This window comes from Sphingopyxis sp. (genome assembly GCF_035998905.1).
GTDB lineage: Bacteria > Pseudomonadota > Alphaproteobacteria > Sphingomonadales > Sphingomonadaceae > Sphingopyxis.
This window is the reverse complement of record NZ_DASYHG010000011.1, coordinates 13,900-32,527: the sequence shown is the minus strand read 5'-3', so window position 1 is coordinate 32,527 and position 18,628 is coordinate 13,900. Positions and strand designations below refer to the sequence as shown.

Genomic DNA, 18,628 nt, shown 5'->3' with positions numbered 1-18,628 from the left:
CGAGGCCGGCTGAATTATCCCCCCGTTTTTTTTCGGGACAGGATGATGGCGCCGTCACTCTCTTGGGCCGAAAGTCCGAAAACCGCGCTGAGTTTTCGCGCGAGCGACGCGCTGTCGGTGACATCGAACCGGCCCGTGACCTCAAGCGATCCGAGCGCGGGGTCAGCCAGCCGGATTGACTTGCTGTTCACCCGGTTCGCTTGATCGATGACCTCGCTGAGCGGCAACTTGTCGGCGACGACCCGAGATGTCGGTTGGACGTTTGCCACGGGTAGCGTCATTGCCGTGTCGGGCGTCGACCGAGCGGCGTCGCCGCGCGGCAGATGAAGCGGTTCGCCGCCCTGTACCTCGACCGTGTCGCCGGGGTTCAGTCTGACCGTGCGTCCGCCGGGCGCTGTCGCCCGCACATCGACAGAGCCGCTGACCAGCCGGACGCTCGGATTGCGTCGTGTCAGATCGACTTCGAAGATGGTGCCGAGTGCGACAATTTCGGATCCCCCGGCGATGACACGAAAGGGCCGGGAGGCATCGTGCGCTACGGTGAAACGGGCACGGCCGCCGGTCATGACGACCTCCCTGTCACGCTCCGAAAATCTGGTCTCGATCTTCGCTCCGTCGAGGAGTTCAACCAATGTGCCGTCGACCAGCCGAACGGCTTCGCCCTCGACGGACCGGGTCGCGATTTGCGGACCGGTCCCGGCACGCCCGGCATACCAGGCGCCTCCGAGGGCAAGCATGACGACGAGCAGGAAAGCCGTTGCCCAGCGTAGCCGGTTTGATCCGGAAGGGCGCAGCGCACGCGCCCTGATCCGGCCCGCGACATTCACATCGAGAGCCGCCCAGCGCTTTTCCGCCTCGGCATAGGCCGCGGCATTTTCGGGATCGGCCATCCACGCATCGAACTTCGCGCGATCAGCCGCCGCATCGCTCGCGCGCATGCGCGCGAACCATTTTCCCGCTTGTACCTCGCGGCTCATGACCGCGGACCTTTTACGCGAAGGATTGCCGTCATGGCCTTGGCGATTTGCTTTTCCACGCCCTTCTCGCTCATTCCTGTTGCAGCCGCAATTTCGGCATAGGACATACCCTCGAACCGGTGCATCAGGAAGATGTCGCGGGTTTTCGGTTTCAGGCGTTCGAGACGGTCCTCGACACGGCGCATCATGTCCCTTGCTTCGAGCGCGGCGTGGGGGTCGGACCCTGGATGCTCGGTATCGTCATATTCATGATGTGCCGAGGCGAAGCGACGCCGGTCGACATGGGCACGTTCGATGAGCAGGTTGCGTGCCGCTCGTGCCAAATAGGCTCCGGGCTTTTCGATCCGCGACACAATATCCGCGCCGCTTGCGGCAAGGCGTTGGAAGCACTCCTGGACCAGATCCCCGACATCCTGTGAATTCGTCCGTCGGCGCAGGAAACGGGAAAGTTGCGGCTGGTGCTCTTGATACATGGCTTCGATAGCCGCAGACTTATGCTGGTTGCCCCAGTCATCGATTTCGATCTGAAATGCAGGCTCCGCTCGCCGGCGCGCTTCGGCAGCCTCTTCGTCATAATCCATTGTCTCGCCTTCCCGGACGGGAGGAAAGGCGGCCTAAAGCCGGGTGTTGAGAACACACTTGAGGCGCGTGCGCCGTCGCCTTTAGCCCGAAGGCTTGTACATACGCGACGGCCACCCGGACAGGATGGCGAACAGGTGTTTTTGCTCAAAGGGTTCTCAAGCCCCGGCATCGCGCCGCCTGCCAGCCCGATGCCCGTTCAGCATAATCGATTGCTTTCCAAGAGCAAGACTTCCGCCGGACCATGCCTCATCGTGCCCGGACACTCGGAAAAGCAAGGGGATGCGCGCGCTTCTTGTTCGGAATGCAGGGAGTGAAGGGGGGGAGTCAGAAAGGTGGTGGCGGTCGCTCAGGCTGCCGGTCTGGCAGGAGGATCATCATGTCCAGCAACGGGAGCGGGAGTAAGCGGTTGCGGATCGCGCGGCGGGCGATCCGCCGAATGGAGCCGTTCGATCGCGCCGTCTTTCTTGCGATCCGGTTCGAGAACGCGGGCTACGAGGATTTGGCCGAAAGACACGGCATGGGCATTGAAGAGATCGAGAAGGCGTTTGCGCGCGCCGTCCATATCCTGATCACCACGCCGCCCCCGCCGTGGTGGCAGATCTGGCGCTATTGAAGGCCGCGCCCTTGACTTCGAGACGCCACCGCCCTGAAACGGCGTCATGGGAAAATATGATGCGCTTGGCGCCTTCCTCAGGCGGTGGAGGGTTTGCCACGATGCCGATGGCGTCGAGCTCAGCTTTTCGCACATCGAGAGCATCATTGGCGCGGTTCTTCCGCGCGCGGCGTTCGGTGCCGATTGGTGGTCAGCGGCAGAGTTTTCGGAAGTAGAGCCGCCCCATCGACGTGCCTGGCTCGATGCGGGCTTCGAGGCGGTTGCCAAACCGGCTCGCGAATGCGTCTATTTCCGTCGTCGAAGCGGCGGCCAGTAGGTAGAAAGATATCCGACTATGCCGGGGTCAATATGATCAGGATTGATTGTCCATATTATTCCTCTACATTGTGACGGACGCGAGGTTTTTATGAACAAACAAACGACCCTGAATGTCCGTATTGGCGGCGCCCTCAGCGATTTCGTGGCGACCAATGTTGGCGACGACGGCTCCTATGAGAATGTCAGCGAATATGTCCGTGATCTCATTCGGCGCGATAAGGAACGCGCGGAAGCGGAGCAATTCGCCCGCTTGAAGGCGGAGTTGCAAAGGGCCTTCGCAGCGCCTGACTCTGACTTCGTGGCTCTCGATGCCGATGCGGTGATCGGTCGGGCGCGCCGAAACTGACGATGGCTAATTTTCGGGTTTCCGCGATCGCCGGGCAGCGGCTCGACGAAATCTATGCCTATACGCGGGAGAAGTGGGGAGATGCGCAGGCAGAAGCCTATGTGCGGGGCCTTTTCGACTGTTTTGGTCGGATCGCCAGGCGCGAGCTTCTTTGGCGGGCTATTCCGGCTGAATTCGGTGTTGATGGCTATTACGGCAAGTGCGAACATCATTATGTCTATTGGCGTTTGCTCGGCGACGGAACTGCGGGCATCGTTACGATCCTTCACGAACGCATGCATCAGATGGATCGTTTCCGCGACGACACCGCGGCATAAGGGGCTGCGGCAGTTCCGAAGCGCAGGGCGAAAATGAAAACAGAAATCGACCACCTTCCGGCAAAGCAGCAGGGCGAACTCGAACGCATCAAGGCCGTGCTGATGGAGGAGTTCGCGCGATCGATCGAGCGCGCGACACAGCCTGGCAAACGCAACGGCAAGATCCTGAAGATCATCCTGTTCGGCAGCTATGCCCGCGACGATTGGGTCGATGAGCCGGAGAATGGCTATCAGTCCGATTTCGACCTGCTGATCGTTGTCAGCCATGAGGATCTCACCGACATCTCCGACCATTGGTACATCGCCGAGGACAAGATCCTCCGCGACCCCGATGTCGGACGGACGCTGAACATCATTGTCCATACGCTCGCCGACGTGAACCGCGCGCTCAGCCGCGGCGAATATTTCTGGGTCGATATCATCCGCGATGGCGTGATGCTATACGACCTGCCGAACCATCCTTTGGCAACGCCGAAGCCGCTGACGCCAGTTGATGCCTATGAAATGGCCGTGGGGTATTTCTCGGCAAATTTTGCGGAAGCCGGGCGCAGACTGGAAGCGTTCGATTTCGAGTTTGGTAAGGCCATGCTTGACGGGGGATGGCTAAAGGGAGCTGCATTCGCATTGCACCAAGCCGTTGAGCGGCTTTACGGGTGCTATTTGCTTGCAAACACGTTCTATTTTCCACGCTCGCACAATATCAAGTTCCTGCGATCGCTCGCAGAGGACCGCGAGCCGCGCCTGGTTGAAGCCTGGGCTCGCGACAGTAAGATCGACCGCCGCCGCTTCGAATTGCTGAAACGCGCTTATGTTGAGGCTCGATACTCTGCCAGTTACGAAATTAGCGCTGCCGACCTCGAAGCGCTTGCAGCGTCGGCCGAGAAATTGCGCGCGATCGTCGAGGCGATCTGCGGTTCACATATCGCGGACCTGAAGAAAGCTGCCGGCGGCAGCTAAAATCCTGGTTCGTTGCCCGTGATCAGTTTCAGGAATTCTCGTACTGTGACGATCTGTGCTCCGGCATGGCGTTCCAGGCTCAGCAAGTCGGCCCTGTCTCCCGTGATCAGATATCCGGGTTTCGCCGCTTCGATCATTGCCAGCAGATAATTGTCCCACGGATCGCGGCTGACGGAGACGTCCGGCAGGTCCTGTGCCATTATGGCGGCGCCCTTCAACTCGTTGACCATTCGTCCGGCGACTGCAGGATTCAGCCGGGCGCGGATTTTGGGATAACGAGTGACGCGCCGAAGTTCGTCCAATTGTTCGGCAGATGTGACCAGCGCGACCCTGCCCTGACGCCATAGGGCAATCAGCTGGTAGGGCAGCGACCGTTCATGCAACAGGGCGCTCACAAGCACATTGGTATCGATAATGACGCGCATGCGTCAGTTCCGACGCGCGTCGGCAACCGCTTCGTCTATCAGACTATCCATCTCCTCCGGTGACAGGTCATCGAAACCGGCACGGGCCTCCGCCAACGTCAGGTCGAGCAGGCGCCATTTCACCGATTCTTCGATAAAACGCGACAGGTCGCCCTTCTTCATGCCACGCTGGGCAAGATAGGTTCGGACATCGATGTCGGTTTCCGGTGCGACATTCACCGTCCAGCGGGTTACTTCGCCCATCACACATTCCCTCATCGTCGCTAAAGCGGTTATACGCTTATCATCTTATGTGCCGTCTATCAACCGACCAGCCTAAGGGGCGTTGGAATCACCGCAAGCAAACGGGAGGCTCGTTTTTTGTGGTACCAATATTCGAGCCTCTGCAAGACCGGCGCCGGGCCGCAGCTTTCGTCTGCGGCGCCTGCCTATCTGGCTTTTCGCGCCGGAAAGCGCAGAGGCTTGGTTTGGGCGAATGTCGGATGTCGCGGCACATCAAGATGATCCGACTTTCGATGTCGAAGCCAACCGACTGCGTTTCTGCCGCGAGCTGCTCATGGAGCGGCGAATAATGGACCGCTATATCCGGGAAATCAGCCTGAGCCCTGCAAGCTGGATCATCTTGCTCGAGCTTTATTCAGCTGACGCCGCTAGCAAACGATTGTCCGTATCCAGCCTCGGCTATGCGAGCGGCGTTTCGATCGCGACGGCCGTTCGGCTGACCCAAAGTCTAGAAGCGCGCGCGATCGTCGAACGTCAACGAGATCCGCACGATGCGCGCCGAACAAATGTGGCGCTTTCGGCACGCGGGAGAGCATCTCTTCGGTGCATCTTTGACGATTGCGTGGCGAACAGGGCTGCAGCGCCAGCCCTGAAGAATTAGCCCATTGCAACCTGAGGGAAGGGAGGGGGCGTGGCGAGCGTGCAATCGAAATCGGCGAGGGGAGCACATGTCGCTTAGCTCCCGAGGTAATTCGTTCGATTTCGGCACCACTCCGAATTCCCATGCGTTGCCGTCGATGCTACATTTGAACGCGAGGTAAGCCATGCAGAACACGCCTTCTTCAGCGATCCCGGAGCTTGAAATTCCGCAGCCCGCTGCGGCCGATTGGCTGTGGCGCCCGTGGTATGCCAAGCTCTGGTGGGCAGCGATCCCAATATATTGGACGGTGGCGGCGGCGTCGTTGAAGATCCCGGCCCTGCGGGCGTTTTTCGAGAGCGCTTTCGCTGGCTATCTGACCGCCCTCTTCTTCCCGCTCACGGCGCTGCTCGTACTGGGGTTCGGATTCGTGCGCGCGTGGCTCGATAGGCCTTTCGCCGGCGACCCGCTCTCGGATGAGGAAATCGAGGAACTCGAACGTATCAAGATCGAGCAGGAAACTCTGCGGTATCCCCCAGACCATTTGCGTCCCGTAGGCGATATCTACGATCCGTTCTCGGGCACGATCTATATCGGCAATCCGCTCAGTCCCAACAACGGCTCGCGAATCTAGCGCTTCTTGTCGCTGTTATCTCCGTCGAATGGACCGTTGGCGAGATCAGTCGAGAACCGGCCTTTGCTCAAGATCGATGACTGCTCATACGACGTCATCGGGGCCGTGATGTCCGCAGTACCTCGCGCGGAATCGGCCTGACCAAGATAGCGATTCCGTAGCCCTTCCTGTCCAAGCACTTGTCGGTTCAACTCGCGGGTGAACGTCGCTTCGGGAGTTTCTGACCGCGCGGCGGCGCGTTCTGCTGCGGAAATCGCCCCGCGAACTTCATAGTTGACGATATCAAGGGAAGCTTGGGCGTTTTCACTGCTGATCCCGACGTCGCGGCTGGAAAACCCGAGGCTTCCGCCGACATTTCCCGAAGTCGCGGTTTGCGATCGTGAACCGCCTTTTTGCTTACCGCCACGGGAAGCATAATCGCTGCTTTGCGCGCTGCCGCCGATGTTGCCGCCGACAGTCGTTCCCATGGTGATCTGATCCTGTGCCGAGCGCGATATCGAACGCTGCCAACCCGTCTGCGCCATGATTGCCGACACATCGCGCTGCAGCGTATCGGCCACCTGCGGATTAAGCCGCCACTCGCCATTGCGATCCATCTCGAACCCGCCTTTGAGCCAGTTCGCCATCATGGCCTGACCCTGTTCGCTGCTCAGCATATTCTCGATCGTGTCGGGTCCGGCCTGCTTGCCGGCCTCATATTTGGTGCTGGTGTCGCTGCGCGCCGATTGCGAGAATCCCGTGCTGCTCGACACCAGCAGATCATTGTCCGCGAAACTGAACCGTGCGCGGCCGCCTTCGGCGATGGCGCCATATTGGCTGTCGTTGATGAGTCCTGCCGCCCGGAGCTGGCGCGCGACGTCGGGCGATACATTGAGATTGAGGTCGCCATTCTGCGCCATCGCGAGCTCGCGCTTCGTCATGTTGATGCCCTCGCTGCGCAGTAGGCCCTGCATGCGCGTCAGCCGCTCATTGTCGACGATACGCGTCAGCCGCTCGTTGCGTGCGCGATCGGCGATGCCCGCCGCGCCGCCCTCGGCCATGTCGACCTGGTTGCCCGCCGTGCGGCTGAGCGCCCCGATGAAAGCATCGAGCTGCGCCGCCTCGCGCGTCGAGACTCCAGCCGCCGCCGCGCCTTCTGCGAACCCGAAATTATCGCTCTGCCGCCGCTGCTCGCCGATCCGCGCGGCACCGCGCACGCCCGAATGTCCGATCTCGCGCTGCGCATCGAGCTTGCCCGACCGTTCCGCGAAGTCATAGCCCGCGGCCTCGCGGGTGCGGCCATAGACGCTGGTACCCTCGCGCCCCGCCTGTTCGGTCGCGCCGTCGGCCGTGCCGAGCTGGACCGAGGCGTTGTAGGTTTCGAGGGCGCGCATGACCTGCGCCTCGTTGCGGCCCGTGGCGCGGGAGAGGGAGGAGATGGCGGACGAGCGCGCTTCGCCCGAGAGGGTGTTGATGAAGGAGATGCGGCGCGCGGTTTCGTCGACGGGAAGGCCGAGCATCGCTGCGGCATTGCGCTGGCCTTCATTGCTGCCGGTCCGATACGCCTGCTCGGTCGCGACATTGCGCCGCTCGACGGCCGCGACATTATCGCCGGCATAGTCGCGCCGCCCTTCCATCGCGCCGACATTGACCTCAGCCCCGGTCAGATCGTTCCGCAGCATCTGCTCCTGGTCGAAAGTGTTGGCGATGAGCTTCGCGAAGGTCGGATCGGCCGACGCCTGCGCGATCACCGTCGAGGCCTTGAGCTCGGCATCCTTCCCCGCATAGCCGTTGCGCTCGAAGTGCCGCTGCGCGCCCTGGAACATCATGTCATAGGCGCGGGTGTCGCCGAATGCTTTCCACTGGACCATGTTCTGTGCGAAGCGCGCAAAGGCGCGCTCGCCCGCCTGTCCCTCGCCGAAATAGCTCGTGCCGAGCCCGCGCAGCGCGTCCTTCTCGGCAAAATTATGGATCGCCGCCGTCGTCGCATTGGCGCGCACGGCCGCGGCGGTCGCGGGATGAGTGAGGTCGCGGCCGACGAGTGCGGGCGCGAGCCCGCCAAGATCGCGTGCGGCATCGGTCGCGCCGAGTGCGAAGCCCGTCGTTCCGCCTACCCCGGGGGTCCGATCGGCGAGATAGGTTCCGGCGGCGCCGAAGGCGCGGTTGCTGCCGAGCGTCGAGCGCTCCCCGAAATCCCCGAAACTCGATGTGGCGCTGCGCCGTGCCATCGTGCCGGTCGCGGACGATTGCGCCTCGAGCGCCTGCGCGCGGCCTTCGTGCGTCATGATCGGGGTCGCCGCCGCGGTGCCCTGGCCCTGGACGCCGAGCGCGCCGCTGGTGAAGGAGGTGAACACGTTTCCGGAGAATCGGAACACGGTGAACACGAACGCGCCGGCGAGCCCGGCGGCGGCGGTGCGGAACGACCCGAAGATCGCGAGCGCCTTCATCGCCGAGCCGGGGGCGAGCATCCAGGCATTGGCGGCGACATGGTTCGAACGCATCTCGGCAAGCACGTCCATCGCGCGGCCGAGGGTCAGCTGATAGATGCCGGCGTCGATCACCCCCCACATGGCGACGAACACGAAGAGGCCGAGCGCGAAGCTCGCGACGCGCAGGTTGATCGGGGTCAAGATAAAGAGGAGGGCGATCGGCATCATGAACAGCATGATGCCGAAGACGGTCGCGCGGATCGTCGGCATCCATTCGTTCGCGGTCGACATGGTGGCAAGCCCGCTCGAGACGACGGCGCGGTTCGCCATGACGCGCGCCGCGGTCGCGGGGCTGTCTTCGAAGAGCACGTGGCCGACGGCGTTACCGAGGTTGATGTTGGTCATCAGTTGCTGGAGCGTGAGCGGGGTGCCGAGCATCTTGTCGCCGAGCGCGCCAAGGTTCGAGCGGCAGCGCTGGAGCTGGGCGGCGTTCGATATGTCATAGCCGGTGCGTTCGCACACCTGCCGGCTATAATCCTCGAAAAGCGCCGGATCGGAGAGGCGGTCTGAGATATGCGTCCATGCCTCGGTGCAGCTCACCGTGGTGCCGCCCTTGTCGGAGGCGGTGAACACCGTGCTGAAGGTCGCCGGCCCCGCCATCGCGGCGAACGCCTGCGGCAGGTCGGTGGTGGTCCTAAACAGCTGATCGTCGTCGATGCCATAGGCGGGCGACACGCGCGCGACCGGGTAGCATTGGCGGACATAGTCCTTGATCGTCGCGTCGAGAAAGCTGTCGGTCATCGGCCCGCGCGGGGATACGGCATTGAGAAAGAGATCGAAGCTGTGCCCGCCGGCGCCGAACTCGAGCTTGGCATTGGGATCGAGCGTATTGTCGTCGATCGTCTCGGCGATCGCGCGTTCCATCATGTTGGTGACGCCGGCCACGAGCACGATCAGGTTCGGCACGTCGCCGACCGGCTGATAGGCATTGCGGACACGGTCGTAGACATGGACCGTTCCCGTCGTCGCGACGAGGCCGACGAAGAGGCCGATGCCGACGAGCGTCTGGAAGCCGAAGGCGACGATGCCCATGCCGTTGCCGCGCACGCTCGCGAGGAGCGCGCCGAGCGCGATGCCGGCGACGGCGATGATCACCACCAGCGTCTCGTAGCGCGGGTCGGCGAAAATCATCGAGACAAGGCGGAACGCGTCGACCGTCTCGTTGAACCCGTCATAGGTGTGGAAGCTCGTCTCGAGCGCCAGCGCGGGAGCGGGAACGAGCGCGAAGGCGGCGGCGAGCGTGGAAGGGAAGGGCGCGCGCATGGCGGTCAGCGGTTGGCCGCGGCGCCCGCGGCATCACGAGCATCGCGGTCGCGCTGGCGGACGAGACCGGCGTAATTGGCGGAGAGGTTGGCCTGGTTCAGCGCGGCCATATAGGATTGGCGCATCTGGGCGCGCTGGCGGAGGACCTCCTCGCGCAGCCCCTGGAGCTGCTCGATCCCCTTGGTGAGAATGCGCGTCTGGCAGATGTTGGAGTTTCCGGCATCGGCGGCGCCCGCCGCGGTGGTACCGCGCTCGGCGTTCGACAGCGCGAAATCGAGACTGCGCGTGAGGTCGTTGAGCATCTGGTAGGCGAGGGTCAGCGCCACCAGTTCGTCGGTGTCGCCGATCACGCTGTCCTCGACGCCTTCGCGCACGCCCCACTCAAGCATGCGGTAGATCGGCAGCGTCTTCACATTGGCGACGAACTGGCGTTCCTCGGCCGTGAGCGCGGCCCGGGTGCGGATCTTCGTCGCGATCGCCTGCATCCGCTCGCGCGCGAGGATCAGCGCGCCGCGGCCCGGTCCGTCGACGCCGCAATCGGCGCCGGTCGGCGGGATATTGAGCGCGCGGCGCTGGACACGTCCGGTCAGGAAGTCCTCGACGCCTTCGGTCTCCTGCCGCGGGCAGGCGGGGATCGCCGAAAAGAGCGGCACCTTGTCGGTGGCATCCCAGCGCATATAGACGTCGCCGACCCGGGCGCGCATGACCCCGGTCCATTCGCTCGCGCCGACCCGCGCGGCGGCATGGGCGAGGAGCGAGCCGGTGCGGAAGATGTCGGTGACCTCGCGCGGGCAGTTGGCGAGCGCGTCGCGCAGGTCTTCCGTCGGATTGTTCTGGTTCGCCTGGATCTTCTCGCGGCTCTGCTGATAGCTTTTCGCATAGCCTTCCTTGATCGACTTGTAGCCGGTCATCTCCTCGATGATCCCTGACATATTGTCGTCGCCCTTGGCGATCTGGACCATGCGGTTGGCGAGGCGGCAGTCGTTGACCTGGATCGAGTTCAGATAGTTGGTCGCCGCCTCCATCTTTGAGATGATGTTGCCCATCTTCTCGTCGAGGGTTTCGAGGAGATATTGGAAGGCGACGGCGGGCGCGGCCTGCAGGATGCTTTCCAGCTTCTGGACGAGATACTCGGGATCGAGGAAGGACATGCCGCCGAGGAACATGTCGATCCCGCCGCAGCCGGCGCGCACTTTCGGCAACGTCACGCTCATGAGGTAATCGTTGTGGACGTCGACGCGGCCCGAGAAGCCGCCCGCGGTCACATAGCCGCGCGCCTGATCCTCGAAGCTGCCGGGCGAGGTGTAGGTCACATTGTCGAACCAATGCTCGGCCCAGCTTTGGGCATGAGCCGGCGCGGCCATTCCCATAGCTGATAGCGTAGTGAGCGCAGCGATCATCTGGCGGGATTTTGGCATGACTTGCTCCTTTCAATCCTCTCGGGCCGGGTTCGCCATGATCAGCATGTTATGCAAATTAACCTTGCAAAACTGGAATAGAACTCCATAAATGCAAGGATGATTGATCGCCGTATCTCGACGGAACTGGCGGAAAGGTTGGCCGAAGTGCCAGCTGTTGCGCTCATCGGCCCAAGACAGGTCGGCAAGACCACGCTCGCGGTTGAAATCGGCGAATCCAGACCCTCGATCTACCTCGACCTCGAGTCCGATGCGGATCGCGCCAAGCTGGCGGAACCCGAACTTTATCTTGCCGGACATGCGGACAAGCTGGTCATCCTCGACGAAGTCCATCGTTTGCCGGGACTGTTCCAGATCTTGCGCGGGCTGATCGACGCCGGTCGGCGTAGAGGCCAAAGGACAGGCCGCTTCCTGCTCCTCGGCTCGGCATCGATCGATCTTCTGCGCCAGTCGGGAGAGAGTCTCGCCGGACGTATCAGCTACCTCGAAATGCGTCCGCTCGACGGGCTTGAAGTCGGCGATGATCAAATTGACCGGCTTTGGGTACGCGGCGGATTTCCCGATAGCTTCCTTGCGGCGAGCGATCGGGCAAGCCAGCGATGGCGGCAGGATTTTATCCGCACCTATCTCGAACGCGATATTCCAATGTTCGGTCCCCGCATCGCGGCCGAGACACTCCGCCGTTTCTGGACGATGCTCGCACATCATCAATCCGGCCTTCTCAATGCGGCCGAATTTGCCCGGAGCCTCGGCGTCGACGGCAAGACGGTCGCTGGATATCTCGATCTTCTGGTCGATCTTCTCTTGGTCCGACGTCTCGAGCCGTGGCACAGCAACGCAGGCAAGCGTCTCGTCAAATCGCCGCGCATTTATGTCCGCGACAGCGGACTCGTTCACACACTGCTTGGGCTTTCGTCCTACGAAGATATTCTCGGCCATCCCATCGCGGGGGCAAGTTGGGAAGGTTTCGTCATCGAAACGCTGACCGCCGCTGCCCCGGAGGGGACGAAAGCCAATTTCTATCGGACGGCGGCGGGCGCGGAAATCGATTTGCTGCTGACGCTTCCTGGCGGCGAGCTTTGGGCAATCGAGATTAAGAGGAGCCTGCAACCCAAGCTTGAACGCGGCTTTCATCATGCCTGCGACGATCTCTCGCCCGCGAAGCGATTGCTGATCTATCCCGGCCGCGAGCGCTACCCGCTTGCCGATGGCGTCGAAGTGATGCCGGTTGTGGTCGCCGGTCATGCACTTCTCGCGGAGGTATAGGCGGGCAGTGTTCATGGCTTGGCACTGCGCTGCGATGGCGCTCCCGGACTGTTCCCGACGATCCCCGTAAACTTGGAAAGCGCACGCACGCCGACAGCGGGTTTCACCCCAGTCAGCATCTTGGCGGACAGATAAAGATTGCGCGCGAGGTTCGGACTATGGTCGGTGCCGACCGCGATCGGGATGATACGGTTCGCGTCCTTCACCGGGCGTACCCAGGCTACGGGATGCCCGACCCAGGGGAGGCCGACCCGACCCGAGCGCAGCATCGCTTCGTCGGCGCCGAGCGCCCGAACCCGCCAGCCATAACGGCGTCCGAGGTCTTGGAGCTTCGGCCAGAGGTCGGCGCAGGGGAGGCAGCCCGGCGCCGTGCTCATCTCGACGATGAAGGCGCCGCCCGCGCCGCGCAACTCCTCGGCGAAGTTAGGCGGAAAGGACCGCGTTACCGGAACGCGCGCGAGCCAGACGTTCATCTCGGCCGCGCTCGCAACCGGGTGGATCGCGGCGCGCGCCGCCTGCTCGCGCGAAGGGGACTGCGCGAGCGCCGGCAAGGCGAGGCCGACGCAGAGCAGCGAGAGGAGGGCGCGCGCCTTCATGGCCGAGGTTCAAGGCTCGAGGTGACGAGATCGCCGCCGAGTACGCGGGGATCGGTCGCAGAGACCGGCCCCGCCGACAGGGCATCGAAGAAGCCGTCCTCTTCGCCCGCGCCGGTCAGGAATTGCTCGGGCCGGATATCGCCGAGCAGCAGCCGCACCGCCTGGTAAGCGGTCTGCGAAAGGTTCGGATAGGATTCGACGCCGCTCGCGATCACCATGCGCTGGGCGCTGCCGCGGCGGATCACCATCGTCGTCGGCGTGATCTCGACCCCGAACCGCGTGGCGAGTTCGGGCCGCTGGTCGATGTCCATCAGCGTGACCTGCCAACCGGTTTCCTCGCGGAAGCGCTCGATGATCGGCCACTGCACGCGGCAGTATCCGCAGCTCGAGCGCGAGAACATCACGAGCGCGAACTGCCCGGCCTGGCCGCGAAGATAGTGCCGCCGGACCTGCTCCTTCTCGGCCCCCATCGTGGCACGCGCGTCCCCGACCATCGGGTTGGCGGACTTGGCGCTGAGTTCGGGGTGATGAAGCATCGCGACCTGGGTGACGCCGGCGAAGGCGCGGGCCTTTCGCCTCGCAAAGTCCTGCAAGCGCCAGAAATCGGCGACGGCATCGATCGTGAGCACGGTCGCGGCATAGTCGCGCTGCGCCTCGATCAGCTTGCGGATCTTCGGCGGCGTTAGGCGCGCAAGCTCTGCCATCGGCGGAATCCGGGGCTTCGCCAGCGCTTCGGGGTCCGCATCGTCATCCTTAGGCGGCGGGGCCTGATACCACCAATAGCCTTGCTTGGGTTCGGGCTGAGCCGTGCGGGAAAGCTGAGCCGCAGCGGGCACCGCAACGCCGACGGCCAGCGCGACGAGCGAGAGCAGGGAAGCGCGCATCACAACAACTTCTCCATCCGCTTGAGCTCGCCGATCGGCACCGGGCCATAATAGCGGCTGTCGAACCCGCTCGGATGGTGCGAGCCGACATAGATGGTGCCGGGCAGGATCAGCCCGTTGTCGGGACGCCAATGCTCGAGCCGCTGGCCGTTTCGCCCGAACGGTTTGCTGATACCGAGCAGCTTGCCTTCGCAGAAATACCAGCCGTCGAGCGCATTGGGTTCGAAGGTCGAAGGCTTCTCGATCAGGCTGATGCGCTCGCCGGGAAAGCAGAGCGCGAACTTGGTGACATTGACAGGTTTTGGTCCCGCGAGCGGATGCGAGAGCGTGAACATGACGAGGTCGCCTTTCGCGATCGGCCCCGGCGCGGCGCGCACGGCCCAGGCGTCGATCGACGGCGACATGACCCAAGTGACCTGTGCCATCGCCCAGCAGGCGAAAAGGCCCGAGGGAATGACGATCGCGCAGGCCTTCCATAGCCGGTTCGGGCGCGCGGGCTGCCCAAGCCCTTCACTGCCGAGCGCGACCGCCGCGCGGCGCGGCAGTCCTTTCAGCGCGATGGCAAGTCGCTTACCGAGCTTCCAGGCGTGACTGAGCATCGCGCACCTCCTCCTTTCCGCCGAGGCGGGCAATTTCTTCGAGCAGGCCGGAGAGCGCCGCGTCACCGTAAACGACATGGGAAGCGCGCGGACTCTCGTCCTCGCGCTCGCAATAGGGGAGCGCCGGATCGCCCGGGATCATCGCGAGCGCAGGCACGCGGGCGACGCCGTGCTGGCGGAAGACCAGCGGGTCGACGATCACCTGGATGTCGCGCATCACGCAGGCCGGGCCTTCGCAGCCCGGATCGAGCCGCAGCATCTCGGCGGTGAGCTTCGCCATCGGCGCCACCTTGGTCATCCCGCCCGGCATGCCGCGAAATGCGATCACGCCGCGCGCCTTCTCAACCTGCGCGGCATAGGTTCTGAGCGTTGCCGTCGGCATCGACGAGGAGACGAACAGCACGGGCACCCAGCCCTTGGTCGCTTGCGCCGGCCCCGCATCGGCGATGGCCTTCATGTCGGGCGCTTCGAGGCCGAGCGCCTGGCCGAGCCGCTTCGCCATCGCCTCGCGCTCGGCAGCGAAGCGATCCTTGCCGGCCTTGAGCGCGTCGCGCGCACGTGATTCCATTGCCGGAGACTTGGAGTGGCCGCGCAGGGCTTCGAAGGCGCGGCGGCGCTCGGCTTCGGTCGGCTCCGGCAGCTCCGATGGAGCGTGGACAGGCTCGACTTTTGGCCGCGAGATTGCGCCGCGCAGCCGTTCCATCGCGGCATTGCCTTCGCGTTCGATCTCACTGCGCGCCGACGAGGGCTCTTCGGTCCCCGGCGACACCTGCGCTGTCCCGGCGCTGGGCATCCCCGCCCATCCGGCGAGCGCGATCAGCGCGGCAAGGCGCGGCCTAGCGGCCGATGGCCTGCGTATAGGCATCGATGCGATCCTTCATGTCGATCTGGATGTCGGCTTGCGCGCGGGCCTCGATCTCGTTGTAATATTCGGACAGGTCCATCCGGCTGAAGTCGAGCGCCTGGAATTCCTCGGGCGTGAACCCCCGGCAGTTCGGCGTCTTCACCGGCCCCCAGCCATCGGCAAAGGACTTGAGTTGCGGACGGCCCTGTTCCTGGATGATGCGGCCGAGCTTGGTGTTGAAGCAGCAATGGCTGCGCGATTTCTGGACGCAGATGCCGAGGATCTTCGACGAGCAATAGCTGCCGATCTCGACGCACATGCCCGAGCCGCGCAGCATGCCGACTTCCATATCTTGCTGGTCGCAGGAGGTGAGCAGGAAATCGATCATCACGTTGATCGCGAGGCTGATCGCGATCGAGGTCGGATCGATGCCGACGATGATCGCATTGGCGCCCGCGCTCGCCGCCTGGCTCGCTGTCGCCCCGGCTTGGAAGGCGGCATAGGCGGCCTTGGCGCCGGTGAACACGCCCTTGGCGATCGCGATCTTGGTCTGGGTCGATGCGAGCGACGAGCCCATGCCGTCCTTGACGATCTTGCCCTTGTCCTTGCAGCAGCTCTGGAAGCCGGTCTTGAGCCCGGCGGGGCGGCAGCGCAGCGCGCGGCCCGCGAAGATCTCGATATTGCCGAGGCAATTGCCATCGGCATCGACCGGCCCATCGGCGGGCGCGCCGGGATCGTCGATAACGGGCTCATCCTCGATCGGGTTCGCGGCGGTATCGATACAGCTATGCGGCGAGCAGGCCGGAACGCCGCCGCTCGTCGGCGTCTCGCAGCCATATTGGGGTCCAAGCGGGCACGACCAGCCGCCGCCGGGCTCGGCTGCGCACCAGGCGCGCTCGAGCGGACATTGCCATCCGCCGTTTGCTGTTCCGGTGCAGCTTGCTGTTTCGCCGGGGCCGTCGGCCTCGCCGCTGCCGTCGAGATCGGCGGCGCAAATCTGCTGGGCGTGCGCTGGCGCGGCCGCGAGCGCGCTGCCGATAGCCAGCCCCAGGACTAGCAAAAGGATCAGCGCGGCCCGGTGCGGCCAAGGGATGTCGCGCCAGCTCATCGCGCCGTCGCCGTGCAGGCGAGATCGGCGCCGGCGAGCCGGACCGTCTGCATCACCACCACCGCTTCGGGGAAATCGTCGAGACAGCCGCAGGGGCTGACGATCGTCTCGCCGGGACCCGCCGGGCAGACATTGTCGGCGCGGCAGACATGATAGAAGGTGTCGAACCCGGTCGGGTTCGTCTGCCTGGCGCCGACGACGCCATCGGGCGCGGCGTCTGCGTTCGCCTTGGGCGCCCGCGTCTTGCAGATCGCCTCGCAGGCGGGCACCGAGCCGCGGTCGGGGAGCGCGAACGGCCGCGTCAACGACGCCATGCCGCCGTCGGCGGTGCGCACGCGGTCGGCGAGCATCGTCTCGGTCGAATGGTCGATGATCCACGCGCCGCGCCTGAGATCGGGCTCGGGCATGGAGCCCGTGTCGACGACGCATTTATAGCTGCGCTCGCGGCGGAAGAAGTCGCGGGTGAGTTGGATGGTGCACGACCCGGTGCCGAACAGGCGGGTTTGGGTGAGGGGTCTCAGGCCGGCGCTGATGCCATTGCGGAAGGTCTGGACGCCGTCGACATTTTCGCTGTCGAGGCGGCACTTCGTATCGCCGCCTGTGCCCGCGCACAGGTCGACGAGCCGCTCGCTGGGCTCGCAGCCGGGCGAGACGCGGATCTCGACATCGACGAGACCCCATTGGGTCGTGAGCGGCGCGCCGCCGCCCCCGCCCCGCACGCGCGCCGATACGGTTGCGGGACCTGCCCGGAGGTCGGCCGTGAAATCATAAGGCGTATAGTTGCGCGCCGCGCCGCCGTCGGTGCGGCAATCGCCAGAAGGCAATCCAGTGGTCAGCCAGGGGCGCGGTCCGGCCGAGCTGACGATGCGGCCGTTGACGCGGCCCTGGACCCAGTCGTCGGCGCCCATCTCGACGATCTGTGCGGATATAAGCTTCGCGGGGTCGCTGACTTCGAAGCGCGCGGTGAAGATTGGCGGCGATCCGCTGCAATCGCCGTCGCCGATGATGCGATAGCGGCGACATCCCTCGCCGCAGTCGCGAACCGAATAAATGGAGCCCGACGCGGAGACGATATCGTCGTAACCGAGCGGCAGGAAGGTCACTTCGCGCTCGATCGTGCAGGCCCGGACCTGCTCGGCACGGCCCGTGCCGGCAGGTGAGCCAGCGAGCGACTGGAACAGGCTGTTCGACCGCGATGCGGCAAAAGCGTCGCCCTGGATTGCGGTCGGGTTCGCGCGATAGGCCGTCTGGGGCAGGGCGGGATCGGGGCTGCACGCGGTCGATTGCGCGCCGACATATTGAATGACGGGACCGTTCACCCGTGCGTCGGCGACACCGTTGCGCGGATCGTGGCTCGACAGCGCGCCGACCGCACCGCCGCCAAGATCTTTCAGCACCGACGGCAGATTGCCCATGACGAGGTTCGCGCCGCAACTGTTGTTGACGCAATAGCAGCCGGCGAGCGCAGGCATCTCGACTTCGGCGAGCTTGAGGTCGCCGCTGCTGTCGACATCCCATTGGAAGCTGCGGCAGTCGCTCCAGCTCCCGGGGCGGCAGGAGATCACGCCGTTGGCGCAAATCCCCGACACCGGCACGGGCAAGGTCGTCACGCTATCGAATTGGCCGTCGATATCCTTGTCGCGCGCGATGCGGACGGTAGTGATATCGCCGCCCGCGCCAGGCTGGATCAGGATTTCAAGGAAGTTCGCCGTCTTCTGGCAGGCGAGGTTCGGCGTGAAGCTCTTGCTCTTGTCGACCGTCGCGATGGACTGCCCGGCGAGGCCGGGGCTGATGTAATTTTCGAGGATGGCTTCGCTGTCGCTGCTCTTGGAGCGCGAGGCCTCGGCCGCGGTGCGCGCACGGTCCTCGATCGTCTGGGCCAGCGCCACGCCGGGGAGCGCGGCCGAGATAGGCAACAGGGCAAGAAACCGCGGGGTCACGAGCGATTCCCGTCGATGGTGCGCGAGCCATGGGCCACGCGAAACAGGTCTCCCGCCCGGAATTCATCGCATCCGGGCGGGAGGAGCCGAAACGCCGCCTGGCCTTCGAAGACGGTGAGCACGGCCTTCACCTGCGAACGCAGCGGGGTTGAGGCACAGCTTTCCGCCGTCCGAGGTTCGGTGGCCGCCTCGGCTGAAGGTGGAGCGGCGCCCA

General features: G+C 64.2%; 20 protein-coding genes. 8 read left to right on the top strand and 12 right to left on the bottom strand.

What is annotated here, in order from left to right; translation table 11 throughout:
• Positions 1-14: 14 nt before the first annotated feature.
• The gene (locus tag VGN62_RS05350) at positions 15-977 is read right to left on the bottom strand and encodes a FecR family protein (RefSeq protein WP_120218825.1); all 963 of its coding nucleotides are present in this window, start codon (positions 975-977) and stop codon (positions 15-17) included.
• Complete coding sequence (locus tag VGN62_RS05345) at positions 974-1,558, bottom strand: RNA polymerase sigma factor (RefSeq protein ID WP_120218826.1); 585 nt, start codon at positions 1,556-1,558, stop codon at positions 974-976. The genes VGN62_RS05350 and VGN62_RS05345 overlap by 4 nt, the downstream gene beginning before the upstream one ends.
• Positions 1,559-1,935: 377 nt before the next feature.
• Here VGN62_RS05345 and VGN62_RS05340 point away from each other — a divergent pair, with 377 nt between their 5' ends.
• From VGN62_RS05340 to VGN62_RS05320, 5 genes are all read left to right on the top strand, one after another.
• Positions 1,936-2,172, top strand: a complete 237-nt coding sequence (locus VGN62_RS05340; protein ID WP_172594964.1) for a hypothetical protein — start codon at positions 1,936-1,938, stop codon at positions 2,170-2,172.
• 46 nt (positions 2,173-2,218) lie between these two features.
• Positions 2,219-2,488: a DUF7662 domain-containing protein gene (locus tag VGN62_RS05335; protein ID WP_215353387.1), complete on the top strand. Its 270-nt coding sequence runs from the start codon at positions 2,219-2,221 to the stop codon at positions 2,486-2,488.
• Positions 2,489-2,578: 90 nt separating this feature from the next.
• The gene (locus VGN62_RS05330; RefSeq protein WP_215353386.1) at positions 2,579-2,836 is read left to right on the top strand and encodes a ribbon-helix-helix domain-containing protein; all 258 of its coding nucleotides are present in this window, start codon (positions 2,579-2,581) and stop codon (positions 2,834-2,836) included.
• A gap of 2 nt (positions 2,837-2,838) precedes the next feature.
• On the top strand, positions 2,839-3,153 hold the full coding sequence (locus VGN62_RS05325) for a type II toxin-antitoxin system RelE/ParE family toxin (RefSeq protein WP_120218830.1): 315 nt from the start codon (positions 2,839-2,841) through the stop codon (positions 3,151-3,153).
• A 33-nt stretch (positions 3,154-3,186) separates the two neighbouring features.
• Complete coding sequence (locus tag VGN62_RS05320; RefSeq protein WP_120218831.1) at positions 3,187-4,110, top strand: HEPN domain-containing protein; 924 nt, start codon at positions 3,187-3,189, stop codon at positions 4,108-4,110.
• Here the strand turns inward: VGN62_RS05320 and VGN62_RS05315 are convergent.
• Both VGN62_RS05315 and VGN62_RS05310 read right to left on the bottom strand, forming a co-directional pair.
• Entirely contained in the window at positions 4,107-4,535 is a 429-nt protein-coding gene (locus tag VGN62_RS05315; RefSeq protein WP_215353385.1) for a putative toxin-antitoxin system toxin component, PIN family, read from the bottom strand. The two genes, VGN62_RS05320 and VGN62_RS05315, sit on opposite strands and share 4 nt — an antisense overlap.
• 3 nt (positions 4,536-4,538) lie before the next feature.
• Positions 4,539-4,778, bottom strand: a complete 240-nt coding sequence (locus VGN62_RS05310) for a ribbon-helix-helix domain-containing protein (RefSeq protein WP_172594965.1) — start codon at positions 4,776-4,778, stop codon at positions 4,539-4,541.
• 232 nt (positions 4,779-5,010) lie between these two features.
• On the opposite strand from VGN62_RS05310, the gene VGN62_RS05305 reads away from it, so the two are divergent.
• Together VGN62_RS05305 and VGN62_RS05300 are read left to right on the top strand one after the other, a co-directional pair.
• Positions 5,011-5,418: a MarR family winged helix-turn-helix transcriptional regulator gene (locus VGN62_RS05305; protein ID WP_120218834.1), complete on the top strand. Its 408-nt coding sequence runs from the start codon at positions 5,011-5,013 to the stop codon at positions 5,416-5,418.
• Positions 5,419-5,581: 163 nt separating this feature from the next.
• Entirely contained in the window at positions 5,582-6,028 is a 447-nt protein-coding gene (locus VGN62_RS05300) for a hypothetical protein (RefSeq protein ID WP_215353384.1), read from the top strand.
• On the opposite strand, the gene VGN62_RS05295 is transcribed toward VGN62_RS05300, so the two are convergent.
• Together VGN62_RS05295 and VGN62_RS05290 are read right to left on the bottom strand one after the other, a co-directional pair.
• Positions 6,025-9,759, bottom strand: a complete 3,735-nt coding sequence (locus tag VGN62_RS05295) for a conjugal transfer protein TraG N-terminal domain-containing protein (protein WP_327451668.1) — start codon at positions 9,757-9,759, stop codon at positions 6,025-6,027. The genes VGN62_RS05300 and VGN62_RS05295 overlap by 4 nt on opposite strands.
• Positions 9,760-9,764: 5 nt before the next feature.
• Positions 9,765-11,177, bottom strand: coding sequence for a conjugal transfer protein TraH (locus tag VGN62_RS05290; protein WP_062770270.1), 1,413 nt, complete (start codon positions 11,175-11,177; stop codon positions 9,765-9,767).
• Between the two features lie 99 nt (positions 11,178-11,276).
• Here VGN62_RS05290 and VGN62_RS05285 point away from each other — a divergent pair, with 99 nt between their 5' ends.
• Positions 11,277-12,443, top strand: coding sequence for an ATP-binding protein (locus VGN62_RS05285; protein ID WP_062770267.1), 1,167 nt, complete (start codon positions 11,277-11,279; stop codon positions 12,441-12,443).
• 11 nt (positions 12,444-12,454) lie between these two features.
• Here the strand turns inward: VGN62_RS05285 and VGN62_RS05280 are convergent, their stop codons facing one another.
• From VGN62_RS05280 to VGN62_RS05255, 6 genes are all read right to left on the bottom strand, one after another.
• Positions 12,455-13,039 (bottom strand): hypothetical protein, encoded by a 585-nt coding sequence (locus VGN62_RS05280; protein ID WP_062770264.1) that lies wholly within the window; start codon positions 13,037-13,039, stop codon positions 12,455-12,457.
• Complete coding sequence (locus tag VGN62_RS05275; protein WP_062770255.1) at positions 13,036-13,923, bottom strand: conjugal transfer protein TraF; 888 nt, start codon at positions 13,921-13,923, stop codon at positions 13,036-13,038. The genes VGN62_RS05280 and VGN62_RS05275 overlap by 4 nt, the downstream gene beginning before the upstream one ends.
• Complete coding sequence (locus VGN62_RS05270) at positions 13,923-14,522, bottom strand: S26 family signal peptidase (RefSeq protein WP_062770252.1); 600 nt, start codon at positions 14,520-14,522, stop codon at positions 13,923-13,925. The genes VGN62_RS05275 and VGN62_RS05270 overlap by 1 nt, the downstream gene beginning before the upstream one ends.
• Positions 14,494-15,225 (bottom strand): type-F conjugative transfer system pilin assembly protein TrbC, encoded by a 732-nt coding sequence (locus VGN62_RS05265; protein WP_232003477.1) that lies wholly within the window; start codon positions 15,223-15,225, stop codon positions 14,494-14,496. The genes VGN62_RS05270 and VGN62_RS05265 overlap by 29 nt, the downstream gene beginning before the upstream one ends.
• A 133-nt stretch (positions 15,226-15,358) precedes the next feature.
• Entirely contained in the window at positions 15,359-16,474 is a 1,116-nt protein-coding gene (gene traN / locus VGN62_RS05260; protein WP_062770246.1) for a conjugal transfer protein TraN, read from the bottom strand.
• On the bottom strand, positions 16,471-18,414 hold the full coding sequence (locus VGN62_RS05255; protein WP_327451665.1) for a hypothetical protein: 1,944 nt from the start codon (positions 18,412-18,414) through the stop codon (positions 16,471-16,473). Before VGN62_RS05255 ends, traN begins: the two co-directional genes overlap by 4 nt.
• Between the last annotated feature and the right edge of the window lie 214 nt (positions 18,415-18,628).

Bases quoted from the DNA above. Each gene is read 5' to 3' on its own strand.
- VGN62_RS05290 (WP_062770270.1), bottom strand. From the start codon at position 11,177: ATGCCAAAATCCCGCCAGATGATCGCTGCGCTCACTACGCTATCAGCT.
- VGN62_RS05350 (WP_120218825.1), bottom strand. From the start codon at position 977: ATGAGCCGCGAGGTACAAGCGGGAAAATGGTTCGCGCGCATGCGCGCG.
- VGN62_RS05305 (WP_120218834.1), top strand. From the start codon at position 5,011: ATGTCGGATGTCGCGGCACATCAAGATGATCCGACTTTCGATGTCGAA.
- VGN62_RS05285 (WP_062770267.1), top strand. From the start codon at position 11,277: ATGATTGATCGCCGTATCTCGACGGAACTGGCGGAAAGGTTGGCCGAA.
- VGN62_RS05300 (WP_215353384.1), top strand. From the start codon at position 5,582: ATGCAGAACACGCCTTCTTCAGCGATCCCGGAGCTTGAAATTCCGCAG.
- VGN62_RS05270 (WP_062770252.1), bottom strand. From the start codon at position 14,522: ATGCTCAGTCACGCCTGGAAGCTCGGTAAGCGACTTGCCATCGCGCTG.
- traN (WP_062770246.1), bottom strand. From the start codon at position 16,474: ATGAGCTGGCGCGACATCCCTTGGCCGCACCGGGCCGCGCTGATCCTT.
- VGN62_RS05345 (WP_120218826.1), bottom strand. From the start codon at position 1,558: ATGGATTATGACGAAGAGGCTGCCGAAGCGCGCCGGCGAGCGGAGCCT.
- VGN62_RS05280 (WP_062770264.1), bottom strand. From the start codon at position 13,039: ATGAAGGCGCGCGCCCTCCTCTCGCTGCTCTGCGTCGGCCTCGCCTTG.
- VGN62_RS05275 (WP_062770255.1), bottom strand. From the start codon at position 13,923: ATGCGCGCTTCCCTGCTCTCGCTCGTCGCGCTGGCCGTCGGCGTTGCG.
- VGN62_RS05265 (WP_232003477.1), bottom strand. From the start codon at position 15,225: ATGGAACGGCTGCGCGGCGCAATCTCGCGGCCAAAAGTCGAGCCTGTC.
- VGN62_RS05335 (WP_215353387.1), top strand. From the start codon at position 2,219: ATGGGAAAATATGATGCGCTTGGCGCCTTCCTCAGGCGGTGGAGGGTT.
- VGN62_RS05320 (WP_120218831.1), top strand. From the start codon at position 3,187: ATGAAAACAGAAATCGACCACCTTCCGGCAAAGCAGCAGGGCGAACTC.
- VGN62_RS05310 (WP_172594965.1), bottom strand. From the start codon at position 4,778: ATGGGCGAAGTAACCCGCTGGACGGTGAATGTCGCACCGGAAACCGAC.
- VGN62_RS05315 (WP_215353385.1), bottom strand. From the start codon at position 4,535: ATGCGCGTCATTATCGATACCAATGTGCTTGTGAGCGCCCTGTTGCAT.
- VGN62_RS05340 (WP_172594964.1), top strand. From the start codon at position 1,936: ATGTCCAGCAACGGGAGCGGGAGTAAGCGGTTGCGGATCGCGCGGCGG.
- VGN62_RS05295 (WP_327451668.1), bottom strand. From the start codon at position 9,759: ATGCGCGCGCCCTTCCCTTCCACGCTCGCCGCCGCCTTCGCGCTCGTT.
- VGN62_RS05330 (WP_215353386.1), top strand. From the start codon at position 2,579: ATGAACAAACAAACGACCCTGAATGTCCGTATTGGCGGCGCCCTCAGC.
- VGN62_RS05325 (WP_120218830.1), top strand. From the start codon at position 2,839: ATGGCTAATTTTCGGGTTTCCGCGATCGCCGGGCAGCGGCTCGACGAA.